The organism is Acinetobacter sp. 1294243, assembly GCF_000588015.1.
In the GTDB taxonomy this organism is placed as follows: Bacteria; Pseudomonadota; Gammaproteobacteria; order Pseudomonadales; family Moraxellaceae; genus Acinetobacter; species Acinetobacter pittii.
The window spans coordinates 53100-69243 of the sequence record NZ_JFXG01000016.1 but is presented as its reverse complement, the minus strand read 5'-3'; the positions used below and the strand labels follow the sequence as shown (position 1 = coordinate 69243).

The window sequence follows — 16144 nt, the reverse complement described above, 5'->3', positions numbered from 1 at the left end:
GCCGAAACGGTAAATAAGGTACGGCCGTGGAAAGCATTGTTAAATGCCACAATGCCACTTTTACCTGCAACACCGCTGTCGAGTCCAACTTTACGCGCAAGTTTTAATGCTGCTTCATTTGCTTCTGCACCTGAGTTACAGAAGAATACCTTATCTGCAAATGTATTTTCGGTGAGTTGTTTAGCAAGGTGTAGAACGGGTTCATTTGTATAACCGTTACCGACGTGCCAAAGTTTTGTTGCTTGTTCTGTTAAAGCATTTACTGCCACTGGATGCGCATGACCTAATGCGTTTACTGCAATCCCGCCTGCAAAATCGATATATTCTTTATTTTCTTGATCCCAAATACGTGAACCTTCACCACGTACCGGAATGAAATTTGCCGGTGCAAAAACTGGAACCATCCACTCGTTAAAGTCATTACGAGAAACTGCAAAATTATTCATCTTATCTAGTCCATTAAATTGAATTATTAGGCTTAACCGATGCCCCTATTATTCAAAATCAAATTGATTCACAAAATTTGTAATTCAGGAAAAAATGATTTAATTTTTACCAATCTGATAATTGACAATTACAATATGGATAACATTGATCAAATTATTTTAGGTTTACTTAAAGATAACGCACGGATGTCTGTTACCGAGTTAGCCGAAAAAGTTCACGTTTCAAGAGCAACTATCAAGAAGAGAATGGAGTATCTGGAGTCTTCGGGCATTATTACCGGATATACGGTTCGTTTTAAACCGAATGCTGAACGCAACGTCATCCGTGCATGGATGAGCATTATGGTTGAAGGGACCAAAGCGCAGTCTGTGATTAAAGAACTACGCCTAGAAAGTGCCGTGGAATGTTTGCATAAAACCAATGGCAAATGGGACATTTTGGTTGAGCTACGTTCTGACACTTTAGAAAACTTCGATAAAGTTTTAGAAAGAATCAGGAACATTTCAGGTATTTATAACAGTGAAACCAGCATTCTGCTTGCGAGTCATAAAACCTAATCATTCACTTTAATTTCAATAAATAAGAACTCGAAATTGATGAGCTAAGTATAAATCTTGGCTCCTCAAGCTGCTCTCGATTAGAAAATTATTCAATTATCTTTCATCAAATCTACTGAACTAGTACGACAATCAACTTCTCCTAAAAATCTTCAAGAAATTTTTTAATTTTTTTAAATAATCAAATCAAAAACTTAAAATCTAATTTGATTTAAATTCCAACTTTTTTCACTCAATTCCCTCATTAAAGCATTTGACAGAAAATTTAAAACATAATACATATAGTATTATATGTTATATGTTAAAACCTAAGGACAAGGTATAAAAAATGGCTAAAACTCAACTACAACACTTTATTAACGGCGAATATGTTGCTAGCAAAGGAAATGACTATTTCGACTTGGTAAGCCCAGTGACTGGTGAAGTTTACGCACAATCACCGAATGCAACCGAGGCAGAAGTTGATGCTGCTTATGCCGCTGCTAAAGAGGCATTTAAAATTTGGGGACGCAGTACACCTTCGACTCGTCAAAAAGCATTACTGAATTTAGCAGATGCTATTGAAGCAAATGCGGAGCGTTTAATTGAGGCTCAAAGTCGTAATACGGGTCAGTTAAAACACTTAATTGCATCTGAAGAAGTAGGTGCATCAGCAGATCAGGTTCGTTTCTTTGCAGGTGCTGCTCGCCTACTCAATGGCACTGCTTCAGGTGAATATTTAGAAGGTTTAACCTCTTCTATTCGCCGCGAACCAGTCGGTGTAGTTGGACAAGTTACACCTTGGAACTATCCACTCATGATGGCTGTTTGGAAAATTGCTCCAGCTTTAGCCGCAGGTAATACCGTGGTACTTAAACCAAGTGATACAACACCAGAAAGTACGCTTTTACTGGCAGAAATTGCTGCACCATTTTTCCCTAAAGGTGCATTTAACGTGGTGTTAGGCCAAGCTCAGGTCGGTTCAAAAGTTGTATCACATAAGACCCCTGCACTCGTTTCTATTACAGGCTCAGTTCGTGCCGGATTACAAGTTGCAGCTTCTGCCGCAGCAAATCTAGCGAAAGCGCATCTTGAGCTTGGTGGTAAAGCACCTGTAGTCGTTTTTGAAGATGCCGACCTCGACAAAGCAGTTGAAATGATTGCTTTAACAGGCTATTTCAACGCAGGCCAAGACTGTACTGCAGCAACGCGTGTAATTGTGGCTGAATCTGTTCATGATGAATTTTTAAGTAAGTTAGTTGAAGCTGCAAAAAATACCCGTTTTGGTGAACCCGATGATCAAGACGCGCTTTATGGCCCACTTAACAATGCCAACCAATTGAAAAACGTTAAAGCCTTTATTGACAACTTACCTGCACACGCCAAAGTTGAAACAGGTGGAAAACAAGCAGACCGTCCAGGCTTCTATTTTGAACCCACTGTTATTAGTGGCTTAAAACAACACGACGAAGCCATTCAAAATGAAATTTTTGGACCTGTGATTACTGTTCAAAGATTTACAGATGAAAATGATGCGATTGAAAAAGCCAACGATGTTGAGTATGGCCTAGCTTCAAGTGTTTGGACTAAAGATCATGCTCGCGCAACTCGTCTGTCTCGTGAACTCGATTTCGGTACAGTTTGGATTAACACCCATATTCCTTTAACCGCAGAAATGCCACACGGCGGTTTCAAAAAATCAGGTTATGGTAAAGACTTATCTGGCTACGGTTTCGAAGAATATACCCGAGTTAAACATGTGATGAGTTCAAACGAATAATAACAATGCGTTTTGAAAGGAGATCAAAATGAATAAGCAAGAAATGAAAGACTTGGTGACTAAAGCCCATCACGAGCTATTTAATTTGCACGACACCACTGCTTTGGACCGTTATTTTTCTGAAGACTTTATAGAGCACTCTCCACTGGTTGCAAATGGTCTTTCGGGCCTTCGCCAACTGGTAGAAGACTGCCCCGACATGCAACACGAAGCTGTGCGTGTATTGGCAGACGGTGACTTGGTTGCAATTCATGGCCGCTTTCAGGGCCTTGATGAAAACCCTTTAGTTGGTTTTGATATTTACCGAGTGAAAGATGGCAAAATTGTTGAACACTGGGATGGTCTGGTGGCAGAAGCCGCGCCAAATGTGAGTGGTAGAACTCAATTAGATGGTCCGACTGAAATCGTCACTCACCATGACCCAGAGGAAAATCGTGAGATTGTGACCTCGTTCTTTAAGAAGTCTTTAATTGATGGCAATTATGAGGCATTTAAAGAATATACTCACAATGATCAGTTCATTCAACATAGTCCAGACATTGGTGATGGTGTTAAAGCAGTCATTGATTTTTTGAACAATATCCGTAATGAAGGACAAGGTTTGGTATACTCCAAAACGCATCGCTCCATTGCTGATGGTCAATTTGTCTTGACACATTCCGAAGGAAGTATTGCCGGAAATCGACATGCCTATTTTGAATTATGGCGTGTGGATAATGGCAAAATTGTTGAACTTTGGGATGCAATACCAGCTGTGCCTGAAGATGAACAGGCCGTCCATCAATATGGCGTGTTTTAATCATTTATCCGTTTCATTAAGCTAAGTCTCTGACTTAGCTTTTAGAGAATTCGCCATGTCAGCATATACGATAATTTTTGCACCTATCGCTCAGGCAACTCGATCGGAACAAGTTGTGGAACGCTTGGAAAATGCAATTATCTCTGGATTGCTCAAAAGCAATGAACAGCTTCCTAACGAGGCGGATCTAGCTCGCTTAATGGGAGTGTCACCCATTACCGTTCGTGAAGCGTTAAATACTTTACGCGTAAAGGGTCTGATTGATACACGACGCGGGCGAAACGGCGGAAGCTTTGTTTGTGAGTTACCTTCCGATTTACTCTTAAACAAGCATCCTCTACGTCAAGCTTCAAATGAATATCTGGCTGATTTAGGCGAGTTTCATAGTGCAATTTTAAGCCATGGTGCATATTTGGCAGCACAAAGAACCACTGAATATGAACTGGGTAAAATCAAAGAGCTTATTGATCAATTTGAACAAGCAGTTGAACCAGACACACGTGCCCAACTTGATTTACGTTGTTTGTTAACACTTACCTCTTTTGCTCAATCAGCTCGACTGGCAAATCAAGAGTTAACCATACAAGCCGAATGGGCACCGCTCATTGCTGTGCTTTACCAAGATGATCAATTTCATCAACTGGTCGTCGCTCAATACCACCAACTTTTATCATCTTTTGTTCAAGGCAATGAAGATGATGCTGTTATTCAAGCGCGAAAAATCATTTCGATGCTAACAGACCAAATGCTTCGATATAAGTTATCTATTGAATAAAAACAATAAAGTAGAGCACTTATAAAATATCGAGTGAGAAATACGGAATTTTAGGAGTTATAGGAATGACCCAACATTTAGATATAGAAGAGCTTCAAAATTTGTTAAAGACGGTGGTTGAAGAAACGACAACCATTACAGAAAAGCTGGCAACTAAAGCGAGCAAAATTCTTTCAAAACATGAACCTGAAAAAACCAAAGACGTTAAGCTTTCAGGCTCAGAGCGTTCAGCTTTGCAAAAAGAAATTAAAAAGGCCTTACAGGAAAGCCATTACAGTCAAGGTATTGGTTTTGCAAGTTATAGCCCTGCAACGCAAGAAGAGCAAGATTATTGGACACTCGAATGGTGGTATAAAAAAGAAGATCAGTTACAGCAAGCCAAGCTTGAAAACTATCAAAATGCTCAGCGATTTTTAGATTTTCGCTCTTTTGAATGGTTCCATAAACCTGCTCAAAATAAAAGTCCGTGCATCCATGGGCCTTATGTCGATTATATTTGCAATGGTGCATACACCATCACCCTTGCCCATCCAGTCATGATTCGTGATCAATTTATCGGTGTGATTGCCACCGATATTTTAGTTTCCGCACTCGAAAAAATTCTTATGCCGAAGCTTAAAAACATTAAACAAAAAGCAATTGTAATTAACGACTCTTCTCGAGTGATTACTTCAAATGATATCACCATCAGAACAGGCACATTATTTAAAGGCCAAAGCCCCGAGCAGTTTCTGTCACGACCGTGTCAATCTTTTCAACTGGTCGTGATCTAGAGTTATATCAAAGATATAAATATTTGATCTTGCTTTAGGGCATCACCAAGGCGAAACAGCCACCCACTTTTGTACAAACTTTCTCCAAATAGACGTGTTTATTCAAGCCTAGGGGAAGTTTTGGCTCAAAAATAGCATCGCTTTTCCGGATGAAAAGCAAAACAACGAATTTGAGGTTGAAATGACATGGAAAATAAAACGTCTTCCTTAAAAAAACTGTCTCTTTGGCAAGTCACTATTATTGGTATTGCCTATATGACTCCCATGACGGTGTTTGATACTTTCGGTATTGTCTCTGGAATTACCAATGGACATGTGCCACTGGCCTATTTACTTGCACTTGGCGCCATGCTACTCACCGCTTGGAGCTATGCAAGATTTAGTCAAAATTCAGAAAAATCAGGTTCAGCATATAGTTATACCGCTGAAAGTTTAGGGCCTAAAAGTGGTTTTTTTGTCGGTTGGTGTTCACTACTCGACTATTTGTTATTACCCCTCATTAATGTTTTGCTAGCTGCAATTTATCTCACAGCCCTTATCCCAAGTCTGCCTTACTGGTTCTGGGTGCTTGTATCGGCAAGCCTAGTCACTTTAGTGAATTGTTTCCGCATTCGGTTACTCGCCAATTTAAGCCTGTTGTTTGTGTTTGCACCGATCATACTCATGGTCATTTTTGTTTATTTAGTGATTAAGGGTATTGGCTCGACTCAAGGTTACGAGCATGTGCTTACATTGGCTCCACTCTGGCATGAGCACCAATCTTTACTCCCCCTCGTTGCGGGTGCCTCAGTTTTGTGCTTTTCATTTTTAGGTTTTGATGCGGTTACCACGCTTTCTAATGAAACCAAACAACCCACCAAAAATATTCCTCGTGCAGTCATGTTAACGACTCTTACGGGCGGACTAATTTTCTTCACAGCCGCTTGGTTTATTCAACTTTATTTTCCAAACAATCTACGCTTTCAGCATCCATCTGAAGCGTTGCCTGAAATTGTACTTTACGTAGGTGGTGCTTTTTTCCAATCTGTATTCTTATGCGGACAAATTATGAACACAGTCGCCTCTGGCCTTGCCTCACATGCCAGCGCTTCACGTTTACTGTATATAATGGGGACCGATAATATTTTCCCTAAAAAGTATTTTGGGACAATTCATATTTCATTAGGTACACCGTTTTTTTCGGTTTTGTTTGTTGGTCTTATTTCAATGTCCGCGGTTTTTCTAGATTTAGCCCAAGTCGTAAGCCTCATCAGCTTTGGTGCCCTAGTCGCTTTTACAGCCGTAAATTTCTCAGTTTTTATGAAGTTTTATATTAAAGATAAACAGCGTTTAGGGTTTAAAAATAAATTTCTAAACCTCTTTTTACCGCTTATCTCTGTGATCAGCATTATTTGCCTCTGGCTTAATCTGGACTCATCTTCACTGATTTTTGGATGTTTCTGGTTAGCTTTAGGTATTCTCCTATTTATCTATAAAACGATTAAAAAACAAAGTATTGCTATTAGTAATGCTTATTAATTTTTAAGGAACTTTGTCATGAAAATTATTTCTAAACCTCAACTTTTAAAAGACGTAGAATATAAACCAAGTAAATCTCTACAAGTGGGTAAAGAGTGGAGCTGGTTAAATCCAAAACATGCAAAATTTGATACATCCACGGTTAATGGCACTTCGGTAGATAATCCAGCCAACTACTATGAAAGCTCACTTTCTGATTGGCATACTTTTGACAGTTTAAAAGCTGATATTGAATGTGATGTGGTGGTTATTGGCGGTGGTTTATTGGGTTCATCTACAGCCTTACATTTAGCTGAACAAGGCGTAGAGACTGTTTTATTAGAAAAAAACCGTGTAGGTAGCGCAGCTTCTGGACGCAATGGCGGACAACTCACCCCTGGCTTAGCTCGTTGGGAAGCTCAAGAAATGGCCGATCGCTTGAGTTATGAAGATGCAAAAAAACTCTGGCATTTTACCTCTACAGAAGCGATGCAACTGATTGATGACATCTCGGAAAAATACCAACTCAACTTTGACCGAAAATATGGTCACATTACTGCCGCCGTTCATGAAGGACATTTGGTTGGTTTAACGCAAGGCGCCGATGCACGAAAATATTTAGGTGAAGACCATACCCGCATTGTGGGTAAACATGAACTCATGGACTATATTAAGTCTGATTATTACACAGGTGGTTTAATTGATGAGTTGGGTGGACAAATTCATCCTTTAGCTTTAAACCGTGGCTTAATTTATGGCTTTTGCCAAAATGGCGGTACTGTTTATGAGCAAACAGAAGTCCTTTCAATAGAAGAAAAAGCAGATGGTATTTATGTTCAAACTGCAAATGCTGTTGTAAAAGCTAAAAAGTCTGTGGTGTTAGCAGTACACCATGCTTCGTTTAAACTTTTATCAGAGCAAAGCAATACTACTATTCCGTTTTACACCTATGTTGCGACGACTGCCCCACTAGAACTTGATACAAAAGAGCTGCTGCCATTTGGGCATCCTGTTTATGACACTCAGTTCCAGATTGATTACTACCGTCCCGTGTTTAATAACCGTTTACTTTTTGGTGGCCAAGGCACAGGAACATGTTGGGGACCAGAGAAAACTTTAAATTATCTAGAACATCGAATTCATACGGTTTTCCCTCAAATTAAAAATCTAGAAATGGATTTTGTCTGGAGTGGGACAACTGATTTAACCGTAAATGGTGCAGTCGATAGCCGTAAGTTTGGTAATAAGTTCCCGATTTATGCTGTTCACGGCTGGAGTGGTCACGGCGTTGCACAGACGGTACGTATTGGTAAAGCCATTGCAAATGACTTTGTTGGGCAATCTAATGACTTCGAAATGTTATCTAAAATTGATCATCAAAATATTATTTTTGGTCGTACCCTTGCTCCCGTTGTTATTCCACTCGCTAAAAGCATGTATGGCATCGGTGCAATGATTAATCCGGGCAAAATGGTATCTTTCTAATTTATAAAATAACCGATTTCAAAAAGGGATCCGTATAGCTTTGTACGGATCCTTTTTATTTAGCGGAGTAAAATCCTTTTCAAACTAGGTTATCCCTAACCAATCTATTACAATAGCGCCAGCTTTTTTATTCAGCGCATATATTTTGAGCAATTCATCTTCCCAATTAAAACGCGGACTTAAAAATCGCCATATCCAGTTGATCGCTATGGGTGGTGCTGTCGGGACAGGTTTATTTTTAGGCTCTGCACAAGTCATCCAGTCTGCTGGTCCTTCTATTATTTTAGGTTATGCCATTGTCGGTTTGGTCGCATTTTTAATTATGCGCCAAATCGGTGAAATGATCGTAGAAGAACCTGTGGTTGGTTCCTTTAGTTACTTTGCACAAAAATATTGGGGGAAATTCCCTGGTTTTTTATCGGGCTGGAACTATTGGGTGGTTTATATTCTGGTCGCGATGACCGAACTGACAGCAGTTGCTAAATATGTGCATTACTGGTGGCCCCACATTCCTGCTTGGATATCAGCCTTATTTTTCTTTGTTTTGGTCACATGTTTGAACTTAGGCAACGTTAAATTTTATGGCGAATCTGAGTTTTGGTTAGCTATTATTAAAGTTGCGGCGGTCATTGCCATGATCGTGTTTGGCTTATATTTATTGCTTACCGCGGGTAGTGACTCTATCGCTAGCTTTGCAAACTTATGGCAGCATGGCGGATTTTTCCCGCACGGGTTTTCAGGCCTATTTTATATGCTCGCCTTTTTAATGTTTGCTTTTGGCGGTATTGAACTAATTGGAATGACTGCTGCTGAAGCTGAAAATCCTGAAAAAAGCATTCCACAAGCCATTAACCAAGTCATCTTTCGAATCTTGGTTTTCTATGTGGCTTCGCTTGCTATCATCATGTCGCTCATTCCGTGGAATCAGCTTGACCTCGGTGGTTTAGATAAAAGTCCATTTGTAATGATTTTTAGTCAGCTTGGCATTGGTTGGGCAGCGCATTTGCTTAACTTTATTATTTTAACAGCCGCACTGTCAGTTTATAACAGTGGCATGTATGCAAACAGTCGCATGTTATATGGCCTAGCAGTACAAGGCCATGCATCCAAATTTTTTACAAAAGTCAGCAAACAAGGGGTTCCAACACCTGCCGTTATCTTTTCTTCTATTCTGATTTTTGGTTGTGTATTACTGAACTATTTTATCCCAGAACAAGCTTTAAGCTATCTCATGTACATGGCCGTGGCTGCACTGGTTTTAAACTGGGCCATTATTAGCTTTACTCATTTAAAGTTTAAACACGCCATGAAACTTGAAAATAAAGTTGCTAAATTTCCTGCTCTATTTTCACCCTTGAGCAACTATATTGTTTTGATTTTTATTGGCATGATTTTATATATCATGTGGACTCAAGGCTTTGAAAAATCGGTAATTTTAATTCCAATCTGGATTACATTCATGTTTGGACTATATAAATTTTTGAGTTGGAAAAAAGCACTCTAATATTCAAAAAAGGCTTATTCAAATAGGATAAGCCTTTTATCATTTACCAGCTTGTCACCCTAAACAACTTCAGAAAATCTATTCAAAAAACCATTCACATTCTATTCATCATTATTGAATTGCTCTCTGCTAGACACATGGATATGTAAACCTTAGTCATTCTAAACATTGGTATTTAATGAGATAATTATTAAAGTACAAGTGTTTACATGATCTATAAATATTTGTGTCAATGTTCAGCTAAAATCAAAGCAGACCAGTTATCGTTTAATCACTCAACAGGCAAAAGATACTGCATCGTAAAAACAGATTCTTTACCCACTGCTCTGATTTAGCGCCGTATTGTGTCACTCAATGATGAAAGACAGGAAATTTTATGGAAAAAGCTCTGCAATGTCCTAAGTGTGGTTCTACAGAAATTGAAGCACGTGACCATGACAAATTACTTAGAACAACTGGCGGTGTTTTACTCACAGCTGCCGGCACAACAGCAGGCACTGTAGGTGGTGCTGCGACTGGTGCTACTGTTGGAGCAGCTATTGGTACTGTTGCTGGTCCTTTAGGTGTAATTGTTGGCGGAACTGTAGGGACTTTTGTCGGTGCCATTAGTGCAGGAATTACTGGCGGTGTAGTTGGTAATATTTTTGGTAAGAAAGCTGGCGTAATAATCGACAAGAATATTTTTCAAGATTATCGCTGTCTAAAATGTAAATACCGTTTTAAGCAAAAGAAGTAATTTAAATTAAATAGGAGAACTAGTTACTCTAGCTCTCCTACCTAATCAAAAAATTTATAAACTATCTGGAATAATAAATTTTTATCTAGCATTTCATATAATTAAACTAGATTGCAGCCTATTTTTAATAAAGTAAAACTTTAGTTAAGACTTTAATTTACTTAGCTACTACTCCATCTTGTTGATATTTTGGTGAACGTGGACCATATAACAACCCCATACCCGGATTATAAGTCGTCGGGGTAAAAAGTTGAGTATTTACCATACTCGCTAATGGGTAAGCCCGATCAGTAAAGCTGCCAGCAATCTGTTCAACTAAAGCACCGACGACCATTCCGATTAAACCCGCATTACCATCATTACTTGCTTGAACAAGTTTTTTCTCACCTGTCCAAATCACATCTCCAGTTTTTAAATCAACAAGCTTTGCATCAGCACTTACTGTCGCGACACTCTGAATCACTTGGTATTTAGAACCATATTCTTTAATTCGAATATATAAAGCTGCGTCTGCACCAAAAATCTCTTGTAATTTCTGGGGTGCAATAGACTGAGCATCACTGCCATTAGTAACCCCATTCTCTTTAAACATATTGTCTACGACAGAGATTGGGAAAACGTAATAACCAGCTTCTGCCACAGGTGCCACCACAGTAGGCCAATAACTATAAGTCGCTTTTACATCAGGCGAATCATTGACTGGAGGCAATACCAAAATCGATTTTGGCATATGAGCTTTATAAGCTGTAATATCTTTATTAGGTGGTGGAGTAACGGCACATCCAGTAAATGCAAGGCTAGAGATAACCAAACCAGCAATTAGAAATTTCTTCATCATGATTTTGCATTCCCACCATTAGCATTCATTTTTTGCAATAAGCGATCCATTAAAACTGTAGATTCTGGATATACTTGTCGTTCAAGCTGGAAATACTCAATTGCTTTTTGAGAATTATTCTCTTGTAAATACAATAATCCTAAATGCGCATATAAACCTGGCGGAACGGCTAAGCCCTTGCCTTTAGTTTTCTCAATTTCAGCTTCTAATTTTGTGATTTGCGTACTTGGTGTCGCTTTCTCAGGTGAGTTATACATCAAATAGGTTTGATGAGTATAAGTTCCCCAATTATATAAAGGTTGAGGACCAGCGGCACACCCAACCAATCCCATAGCAAGAAAACTGCTTAAAAGAATTTTTTTCATTTAACACATATCCAAAATTATTGAATTGACCAACGGTTATTTTGAATATCTGTTACAAGATTATTAACTGCTTCACGAACAGCTAAATCAAGTACTTTGCCATTTAAAGTCGAATCATAAGAAGCTGTAGTACCAAAGCCTAAAACTTCACGTGCGCCTAATGCATATTCACCAGCACCTTGTACCGAATGCACAACTTCTGATGTTTTTACATCAACAATATTTAAATTAACTTTGGCATAAGCAACTTGTTGTTTACCACGTCCTAAAATACCAAATAACTGTTGATCGCCTACTTCTTTACGACCAAATTCAGAGACATCACCAGTAATAACGTAGCGAGCACCTTTAATAGATTGGCTCGTATTGCTATAACCTACTTCTTGTTTAATTTCTGATAGATTGTCACGGTTTAAAACTGAAAAATAGCCAGTTTGCTGTAAATGTGTTTCAAGAATAGTTTTCGCCTGCCCACCTAAACGATCGACATTATCAGAGAAAACGCCTCTCATATAACTAGAGCGATTATCAAACTTACCAATAGAAATAGGAGTTTTTACTCCGGTATATTTTGTTGTAGCAGTAGCAGCAGTGACTTGTGGACTTTGTATCGTTCTTGAAGTTTCAGTAGTTGAACAAGCAATTAAACCGAAAGAACTCAAAGTAGTAATGATTAATATTTTTTTCATGTTTACTCTATAAAGATAAATAAATACAAAGAATACATATTATATACAAAAAGACTATCAAATAAGCGAATAAATTAGGACTCTAATAAAAAATTTATTTAATTCGTTTAAATAATTTTTAAAGAAGCAAAAAATTTATTCTATAGATAGTTAATTATATGAAACCTATTATTAGTAAATTAATCATGGTTTGCCGTGGTATAGAAAAATCTATCTATGATATAAAAATCAGCCACTTACTTTACGCTTTAAAGAAGATATGAAACAATTATGCCCTAATACAACTTCTGAAATTACAAATGAAAAAATTATTACTTTTAAGCTTAGTTAGCATTTTCAGCTCATATAGTTTTGCAGAGGACAATAGCTCGATTTATCGGGGACTTGGTACTGGTCCTGAAGATTTTTTAAAGTTTCAAATTCTTAAACAAAAAGGTTTCCTAGCCAAAAAACCTAATATTTCAAGAGCAGACTATAACGATATATACAAACTCAAAAAACCTTATGAATTTATGGGACAAAACGTTGTGCTTATTTCAGATGAATATATGTCTGAATATGTGGGCTGTTGTGTGAGTGAAGGTTGGGGAGCTGTATTTAAGCAAACCACCAATTTAAAATTAATTGAAAAATTTGCAAAAAAGAATCAATGTAATATCGCTCCGATAGAAACCGATAGCACTTACTATGGGTTTAAAATTAGTTCTCTGCCAAAAGGTAATTACTATGAATTATCCTGCCGCGAACGTGATTTAGATGAGTCTCAATAAGTCAAAATTAAACTCTGAAAATAAGAGCCAATATTCTTGTTTAGCTTAAAATATCAGACCCATATAAACTAAGTGAGCAAGATGCTTTTGAACTACCTTTTCAAAAGCATCTTGTTCCAAAGCACTATTCATCAAGTTATTTTAAAAAACCGCTCCAACACCTCATCCCTCTCACTCAAACTATTGGTACTTAAAAACCCAAACATCAAACCATCTATTAGATTTAAAACCATATCGGCATCAGGTTTTAAGGCACGAGTTTCCAAACTAAAAATTAGGTCAAAAAGCTCTTTAAGTAGCCATTTTCTATATTCAATCGCCATGCGGTAAGCCCTTGGGTAAAGCAGTTTTAATTCAAAAATGGCTTTAAATAAAAGATGGTAAAAGCTATTCACATCGACATGTAAGCGAACAATTTCTTTGAGTTTATCGGCTGCGGTTGGGTAGCGATGTGAGTAGACAATTGCCAGTACTTCTTCTTTGAGTCGGCTTTTTTGAAAGATTAGACACATTTCAACAAGGCGTTCTTTCGAGTGAAAGTAGTTATAAAACGTGGCTTTTTGAATTTTAGATTTTTTAATAATCAGGTCTACGCCTGCATTGTGAAATCCATGCGTGGTAAAGAGTTGGATGGCAGTTTGAACAACCTGTAATTTTTTGGAAGATCTTTCTAAAGTTGGCATAGTTTTACCGTTATAAATTCTTGTTGTTTCTAAATGAGATAAAAAGCCTGTGCCCTTTCTGGGAGAAAAAAAGGCACAGCAAAGCCGTAAGACGGTGCTTGGCACATCTCAAGTTTTGTATTTGCTAAGTTTTAAGTAAAAATGACTTAGAGCCTGAAAACCTTATGGCGTTCAAGCTGCTGTAAATTTTTAAGCTGTGTCGTTATAACTTTTGGCACTGAGTACCAAGAAATGATGGATGTGCAAAGCCAACTCCTTTTTTATTGGGAGTTCTGCCAGACATTAATAGAAATTATGGTGGCAGAACGAAAGGGGGTTCGCAGACTGGAAACAAAGGAACCAGCACACCCGAAGGTGTCCCCCTTCCGCCCTACCGTAGAGAAAAAGGGGGCGAACGAGTTCCCGACACACAAAACAAAAGTTTTGCATATCGACTTTGTTTTCCCGGTCTGCGACAACCGGCTGGCAATGTGGCCAGCAGGCAAAGGATAGTGCTCTACCCTATTGCAGTCAAGCACACAAAATGACATTTGTTTTAAATTAGATCATTAAAAAGTAAGGATAAATAATTAAAATTTATTATTAATTTGGGGTTTATAAAGTCACAGAAGTTAAGAATAGATTAGAGGTTTATAGGTTTATTGATTTGGGTGTGGGTTTGTGCCCGTATTTCGTATAAGGGGTACTATATTAATTGAAGAAAATTTATAATATTAATAATAATCTCTAAGGCTAAAAAATTAATGCTAACGAATACTCATCAAGACTATATAAATAAGATAAGTAAAATACTTGAAGATTTGGAAGAAAAAGGAGAAATAATGATTCTTTCACAATCTTCCGAAATAATATCGAAACTGATAATCCACTCAATTGCAGAAGAAACACTAGAAAAGAGATTAGAAAGTGATTTTATTATTGAATGTGATATTCCTCACTTATTAGATGTTATATCATCTCATTTAATTTCAATATTTAAAGAAGATAAAGAAAATTCAGATAAAATAGTGAATAAGTTTTATCATAATTTATTACATAGATTGACTATGCAGCAAGTTGCAGAGCTTTTACACCATGAAGGCGCTTTTGAAATAGCCTTGCGATCATACTATTCCATAAAGTTGGGGAATGAAGATTATTTAGATTTAAACTATCTTGATTGGCGAAAACAATATTATTCTCAACTAAAATAATAAGAAGCTTTATATAAAATAAAAGATTTTTTCTCCCGTTTCGCCACAGAAAGACACGAGTGGTATTGCTGTTTGCTTTTCATTCTATTTATTTCAATTTATAAAAAATATATAATATTCTCAATAGTTTTCTAATTATCTATTACATTCAATCAAGATCATATATTTTCAATAAAGAGAATAAAATGCAAGACCAAGCTTTAACCTCTCTTCCTCAAGATATAAATGAGGATCAAAATATTACAACTCCACCAATTTCACACTCAGGAATTCATCATTTTAAGTTTCATGGGAATGCCTCAGAATATTTTGGAATCTGGATCGTTAATATTCTTTTGACTATTATTACTTTAAGCTTATATGCACCTTGGGCTAAAGTTCGTCGCTTACGCTATTTCTATGGCAATACAGAATTTTTTGAACGCCGCTTTGATTTTACAGGGATTCCAACCAAGATTTTGATTGGACGTTTAATTGCATTAGGAATTTACGTCGTATTTGCAATTTCATCACAGTATTCAATGATTGCGACGGTGGTTGGACTAGTTGCGCTATATGCAGCAGTACCTTGGCTAATTCGCGCTACTTTGCGTTTTACTGCAAGAAATAGTAAGTTCGGCAACGCACGTTTTTACTTTGGTGGAACAATAAAAGAATCTTATAAAGTCTTTCTTTTGAGTATATTGGTATATATTTTCACTTTAGGAATCTTTACACCTGTAGCTATTTGGCTATATAAAAAATATTATCTTAACAACTTATATGCTGGACAATTAAATTTTAAATTAAACGCGAAATGGTCTGCATATATGGCTGCAGTTTATATACCAGTTTTTATTGCAATTGGTATAATTGCTATTTTTTCAATCATTTACTTTGCTATGGCAGGAACAATTTCTGGGTTCTCACCAAACGCTATATTTTTCGGAATATTTACGGTATATGCATTTATTGGATTATTTATTTATCCATTAATTGCTGCACGTATTTTTATTACGACATGGAACAATACTACAGTTGGAAACAGTCAATTTAAAACAGACTGTAATCAATGGCGTTTTGCATGGATTTTAGCATCGAACTGGATTGTAAAAATCTTATCCATAGGTTTAATGTCTGCTTGGGCTGCAGTTCGTATTCACAAATATCAGATTGAATCGATGAGTTTAATTTTATTAGATGATCCAGATCAAATGATGAATCTAGCTCAACAAGAGCAAAGTGCTTTAGCTGAAGAAATCAGTGATATTTTTGATATCGACATCTCTTTATAA

Annotated in this window: 17 protein-coding genes; 12 read left to right on the top strand and 5 right to left on the bottom strand. The window is 37.3% G+C overall.

The genetic code is table 11. The features are described from left to right. Positions 1 to 446 (bottom strand): aminotransferase class III-fold pyridoxal phosphate-dependent enzyme (locus J655_RS20225; RefSeq protein WP_032052902.1); only part of this gene is annotated, 446 nt, incomplete at its 3' end. A 135-nt stretch (positions 447 to 581) separates the two neighbouring features. Between J655_RS20225 and J655_RS20220 the strand changes: the two genes are divergently transcribed. The 9 genes from J655_RS20220 to J655_RS20180 all read left to right on the top strand — a co-directional run bounded on the left by J655_RS20220 (position 582) and on the right by J655_RS20180 (position 10332). Beyond that, positions 582 to 1004: an Lrp/AsnC family transcriptional regulator gene (locus J655_RS20220; RefSeq protein ID WP_002001056.1), complete on the top strand. Its 423-nt coding sequence runs from the start codon at positions 582 to 584 to the stop codon at positions 1002 to 1004. Positions 1005 to 1332: 328 nt separating this feature from the next. Further along, entirely contained in the window at positions 1333 to 2763 is a 1431-nt protein-coding gene (locus tag J655_RS20215; RefSeq protein ID WP_032005956.1) for a gamma-aminobutyraldehyde dehydrogenase, read from the top strand. A 28-nt stretch (positions 2764 to 2791) separates the two neighbouring features. After that, positions 2792 to 3562 carry a nuclear transport factor 2 family protein gene (locus J655_RS20210; protein WP_014206134.1) on the top strand — a complete coding sequence of 257 codons (771 nt, stop codon included), beginning with the start codon at positions 2792 to 2794 and terminating at the stop codon, positions 3560 to 3562. Positions 3563 to 3617: 55 nt separating this feature from the next. Beyond that, positions 3618 to 4337, top strand: a complete 720-nt coding sequence (locus J655_RS20205) for a FadR/GntR family transcriptional regulator (protein ID WP_001277426.1) — start codon at positions 3618 to 3620, stop codon at positions 4335 to 4337. 65 nt (positions 4338 to 4402) lie between these two features. Beyond that, positions 4403 to 5110, top strand: coding sequence for a cache domain-containing protein (locus J655_RS20200; protein WP_032005955.1), 708 nt, complete (start codon positions 4403 to 4405; stop codon positions 5108 to 5110). Between the two features lie 186 nt (positions 5111 to 5296). Next, the gene (locus J655_RS20195) at positions 5297 to 6628 is read left to right on the top strand and encodes an APC family permease (protein ID WP_032005953.1); all 1332 of its coding nucleotides are present in this window, start codon (positions 5297 to 5299) and stop codon (positions 6626 to 6628) included. Between the two features lie 18 nt (positions 6629 to 6646). Next, complete coding sequence (locus J655_RS20190; RefSeq protein WP_032005951.1) at positions 6647 to 8092, top strand: NAD(P)/FAD-dependent oxidoreductase; 1446 nt, start codon at positions 6647 to 6649, stop codon at positions 8090 to 8092. Between the two features lie 145 nt (positions 8093 to 8237). Continuing rightward, positions 8238 to 9596, top strand: a complete 1359-nt coding sequence (locus J655_RS20185; protein ID WP_081403811.1) for an amino acid permease — start codon at positions 8238 to 8240, stop codon at positions 9594 to 9596. Positions 9597 to 9972: 376 nt separating this feature from the next. Beyond that, a complete protein-coding gene (locus J655_RS20180) occupies positions 9973 to 10332 on the top strand; it encodes a hypothetical protein (protein WP_002120526.1) in 360 nt (119 codons plus the stop codon). 157 nt (positions 10333 to 10489) lie between these two features. On the opposite strand, the gene J655_RS20175 is transcribed toward J655_RS20180, so the two are convergent. From J655_RS20175 to J655_RS20165, 3 genes are read right to left on the bottom strand one after another with little or no spacing between them, the layout of a single operon-like run. After that, complete coding sequence (locus J655_RS20175; RefSeq protein ID WP_025465434.1) at positions 10490 to 11170, bottom strand: DUF799 domain-containing protein; 681 nt, start codon at positions 11168 to 11170, stop codon at positions 10490 to 10492. After that, positions 11167 to 11535 carry a DUF4810 domain-containing protein gene (locus J655_RS20170; protein WP_005070471.1) on the bottom strand — a complete coding sequence of 123 codons (369 nt, stop codon included), beginning with the start codon at positions 11533 to 11535 and terminating at the stop codon, positions 11167 to 11169. The genes J655_RS20175 and J655_RS20170 overlap by 4 nt, the downstream gene beginning before the upstream one ends. Before the next feature lie 17 nt (positions 11536 to 11552). Continuing rightward, complete coding sequence (locus tag J655_RS20165; RefSeq protein ID WP_016802974.1) at positions 11553 to 12224, bottom strand: CsgG/HfaB family protein; 672 nt, start codon at positions 12222 to 12224, stop codon at positions 11553 to 11555. Positions 12225 to 12523: 299 nt separating this feature from the next. On the opposite strand from J655_RS20165, the gene J655_RS20160 reads away from it, so the two are divergent. After that, positions 12524 to 12994, top strand: coding sequence for a hypothetical protein (locus J655_RS20160; protein ID WP_000735016.1), 471 nt, complete (start codon positions 12524 to 12526; stop codon positions 12992 to 12994). Positions 12995 to 13125: 131 nt separating this feature from the next. Here the strand turns inward: J655_RS20160 and J655_RS20155 are convergent, their stop codons facing one another. Further along, positions 13126 to 13677 (bottom strand): TetR/AcrR family transcriptional regulator, encoded by a 552-nt coding sequence (locus J655_RS20155; protein WP_032052897.1) that lies wholly within the window; start codon positions 13675 to 13677, stop codon positions 13126 to 13128. A gap of 743 nt (positions 13678 to 14420) precedes the next feature. On the opposite strand from J655_RS20155, the gene J655_RS20150 reads away from it, so the two are divergent. Both J655_RS20150 and J655_RS20145 read left to right on the top strand, forming a co-directional pair. Beyond that, complete coding sequence (locus J655_RS20150) at positions 14421 to 14870, top strand: hypothetical protein (protein WP_228131185.1); 450 nt, start codon at positions 14421 to 14423, stop codon at positions 14868 to 14870. Positions 14871 to 15055: 185 nt separating this feature from the next. Beyond that, positions 15056 to 16144 (top strand): YjgN family protein, encoded by a 1089-nt coding sequence (locus J655_RS20145; RefSeq protein WP_032005940.1) that lies wholly within the window; start codon positions 15056 to 15058, stop codon positions 16142 to 16144.

Excerpts from the sequence above, each read along its gene's own strand:
- J655_RS20165 (WP_016802974.1), bottom strand. The coding sequence starts at position 12,224 with ATGAAAAAAATATTAATCATTACTACTTTGAGTTCTTTCGGTTTAATT.
- J655_RS20220 (WP_002001056.1), top strand. The coding sequence starts at position 582 with ATGGATAACATTGATCAAATTATTTTAGGTTTACTTAAAGATAACGCA.
- J655_RS20210 (WP_014206134.1), top strand. The coding sequence starts at position 2,792 with ATGAATAAGCAAGAAATGAAAGACTTGGTGACTAAAGCCCATCACGAG.
- J655_RS20205 (WP_001277426.1), top strand. The coding sequence starts at position 3,618 with ATGTCAGCATATACGATAATTTTTGCACCTATCGCTCAGGCAACTCGA.
- J655_RS20170 (WP_005070471.1), bottom strand. The coding sequence starts at position 11,535 with ATGAAAAAAATTCTTTTAAGCAGTTTTCTTGCTATGGGATTGGTTGGG.
- J655_RS20190 (WP_032005951.1), top strand. The coding sequence starts at position 6,647 with ATGAAAATTATTTCTAAACCTCAACTTTTAAAAGACGTAGAATATAAA.
- J655_RS20160 (WP_000735016.1), top strand. The coding sequence starts at position 12,524 with ATGAAAAAATTATTACTTTTAAGCTTAGTTAGCATTTTCAGCTCATAT.
- J655_RS20145 (WP_032005940.1), top strand. The coding sequence starts at position 15,056 with ATGCAAGACCAAGCTTTAACCTCTCTTCCTCAAGATATAAATGAGGAT.
- J655_RS20215 (WP_032005956.1), top strand. The coding sequence starts at position 1,333 with ATGGCTAAAACTCAACTACAACACTTTATTAACGGCGAATATGTTGCT.
- J655_RS20155 (WP_032052897.1), bottom strand. The coding sequence starts at position 13,677 with ATGCCAACTTTAGAAAGATCTTCCAAAAAATTACAGGTTGTTCAAACT.
- J655_RS20195 (WP_032005953.1), top strand. The coding sequence starts at position 5,297 with ATGGAAAATAAAACGTCTTCCTTAAAAAAACTGTCTCTTTGGCAAGTC.
- J655_RS20150 (WP_228131185.1), top strand. The coding sequence starts at position 14,421 with ATGCTAACGAATACTCATCAAGACTATATAAATAAGATAAGTAAAATA.
- J655_RS20200 (WP_032005955.1), top strand. The coding sequence starts at position 4,403 with ATGACCCAACATTTAGATATAGAAGAGCTTCAAAATTTGTTAAAGACG.
- J655_RS20180 (WP_002120526.1), top strand. The coding sequence starts at position 9,973 with ATGGAAAAAGCTCTGCAATGTCCTAAGTGTGGTTCTACAGAAATTGAA.
- J655_RS20175 (WP_025465434.1), bottom strand. The coding sequence starts at position 11,170 with ATGATGAAGAAATTTCTAATTGCTGGTTTGGTTATCTCTAGCCTTGCA.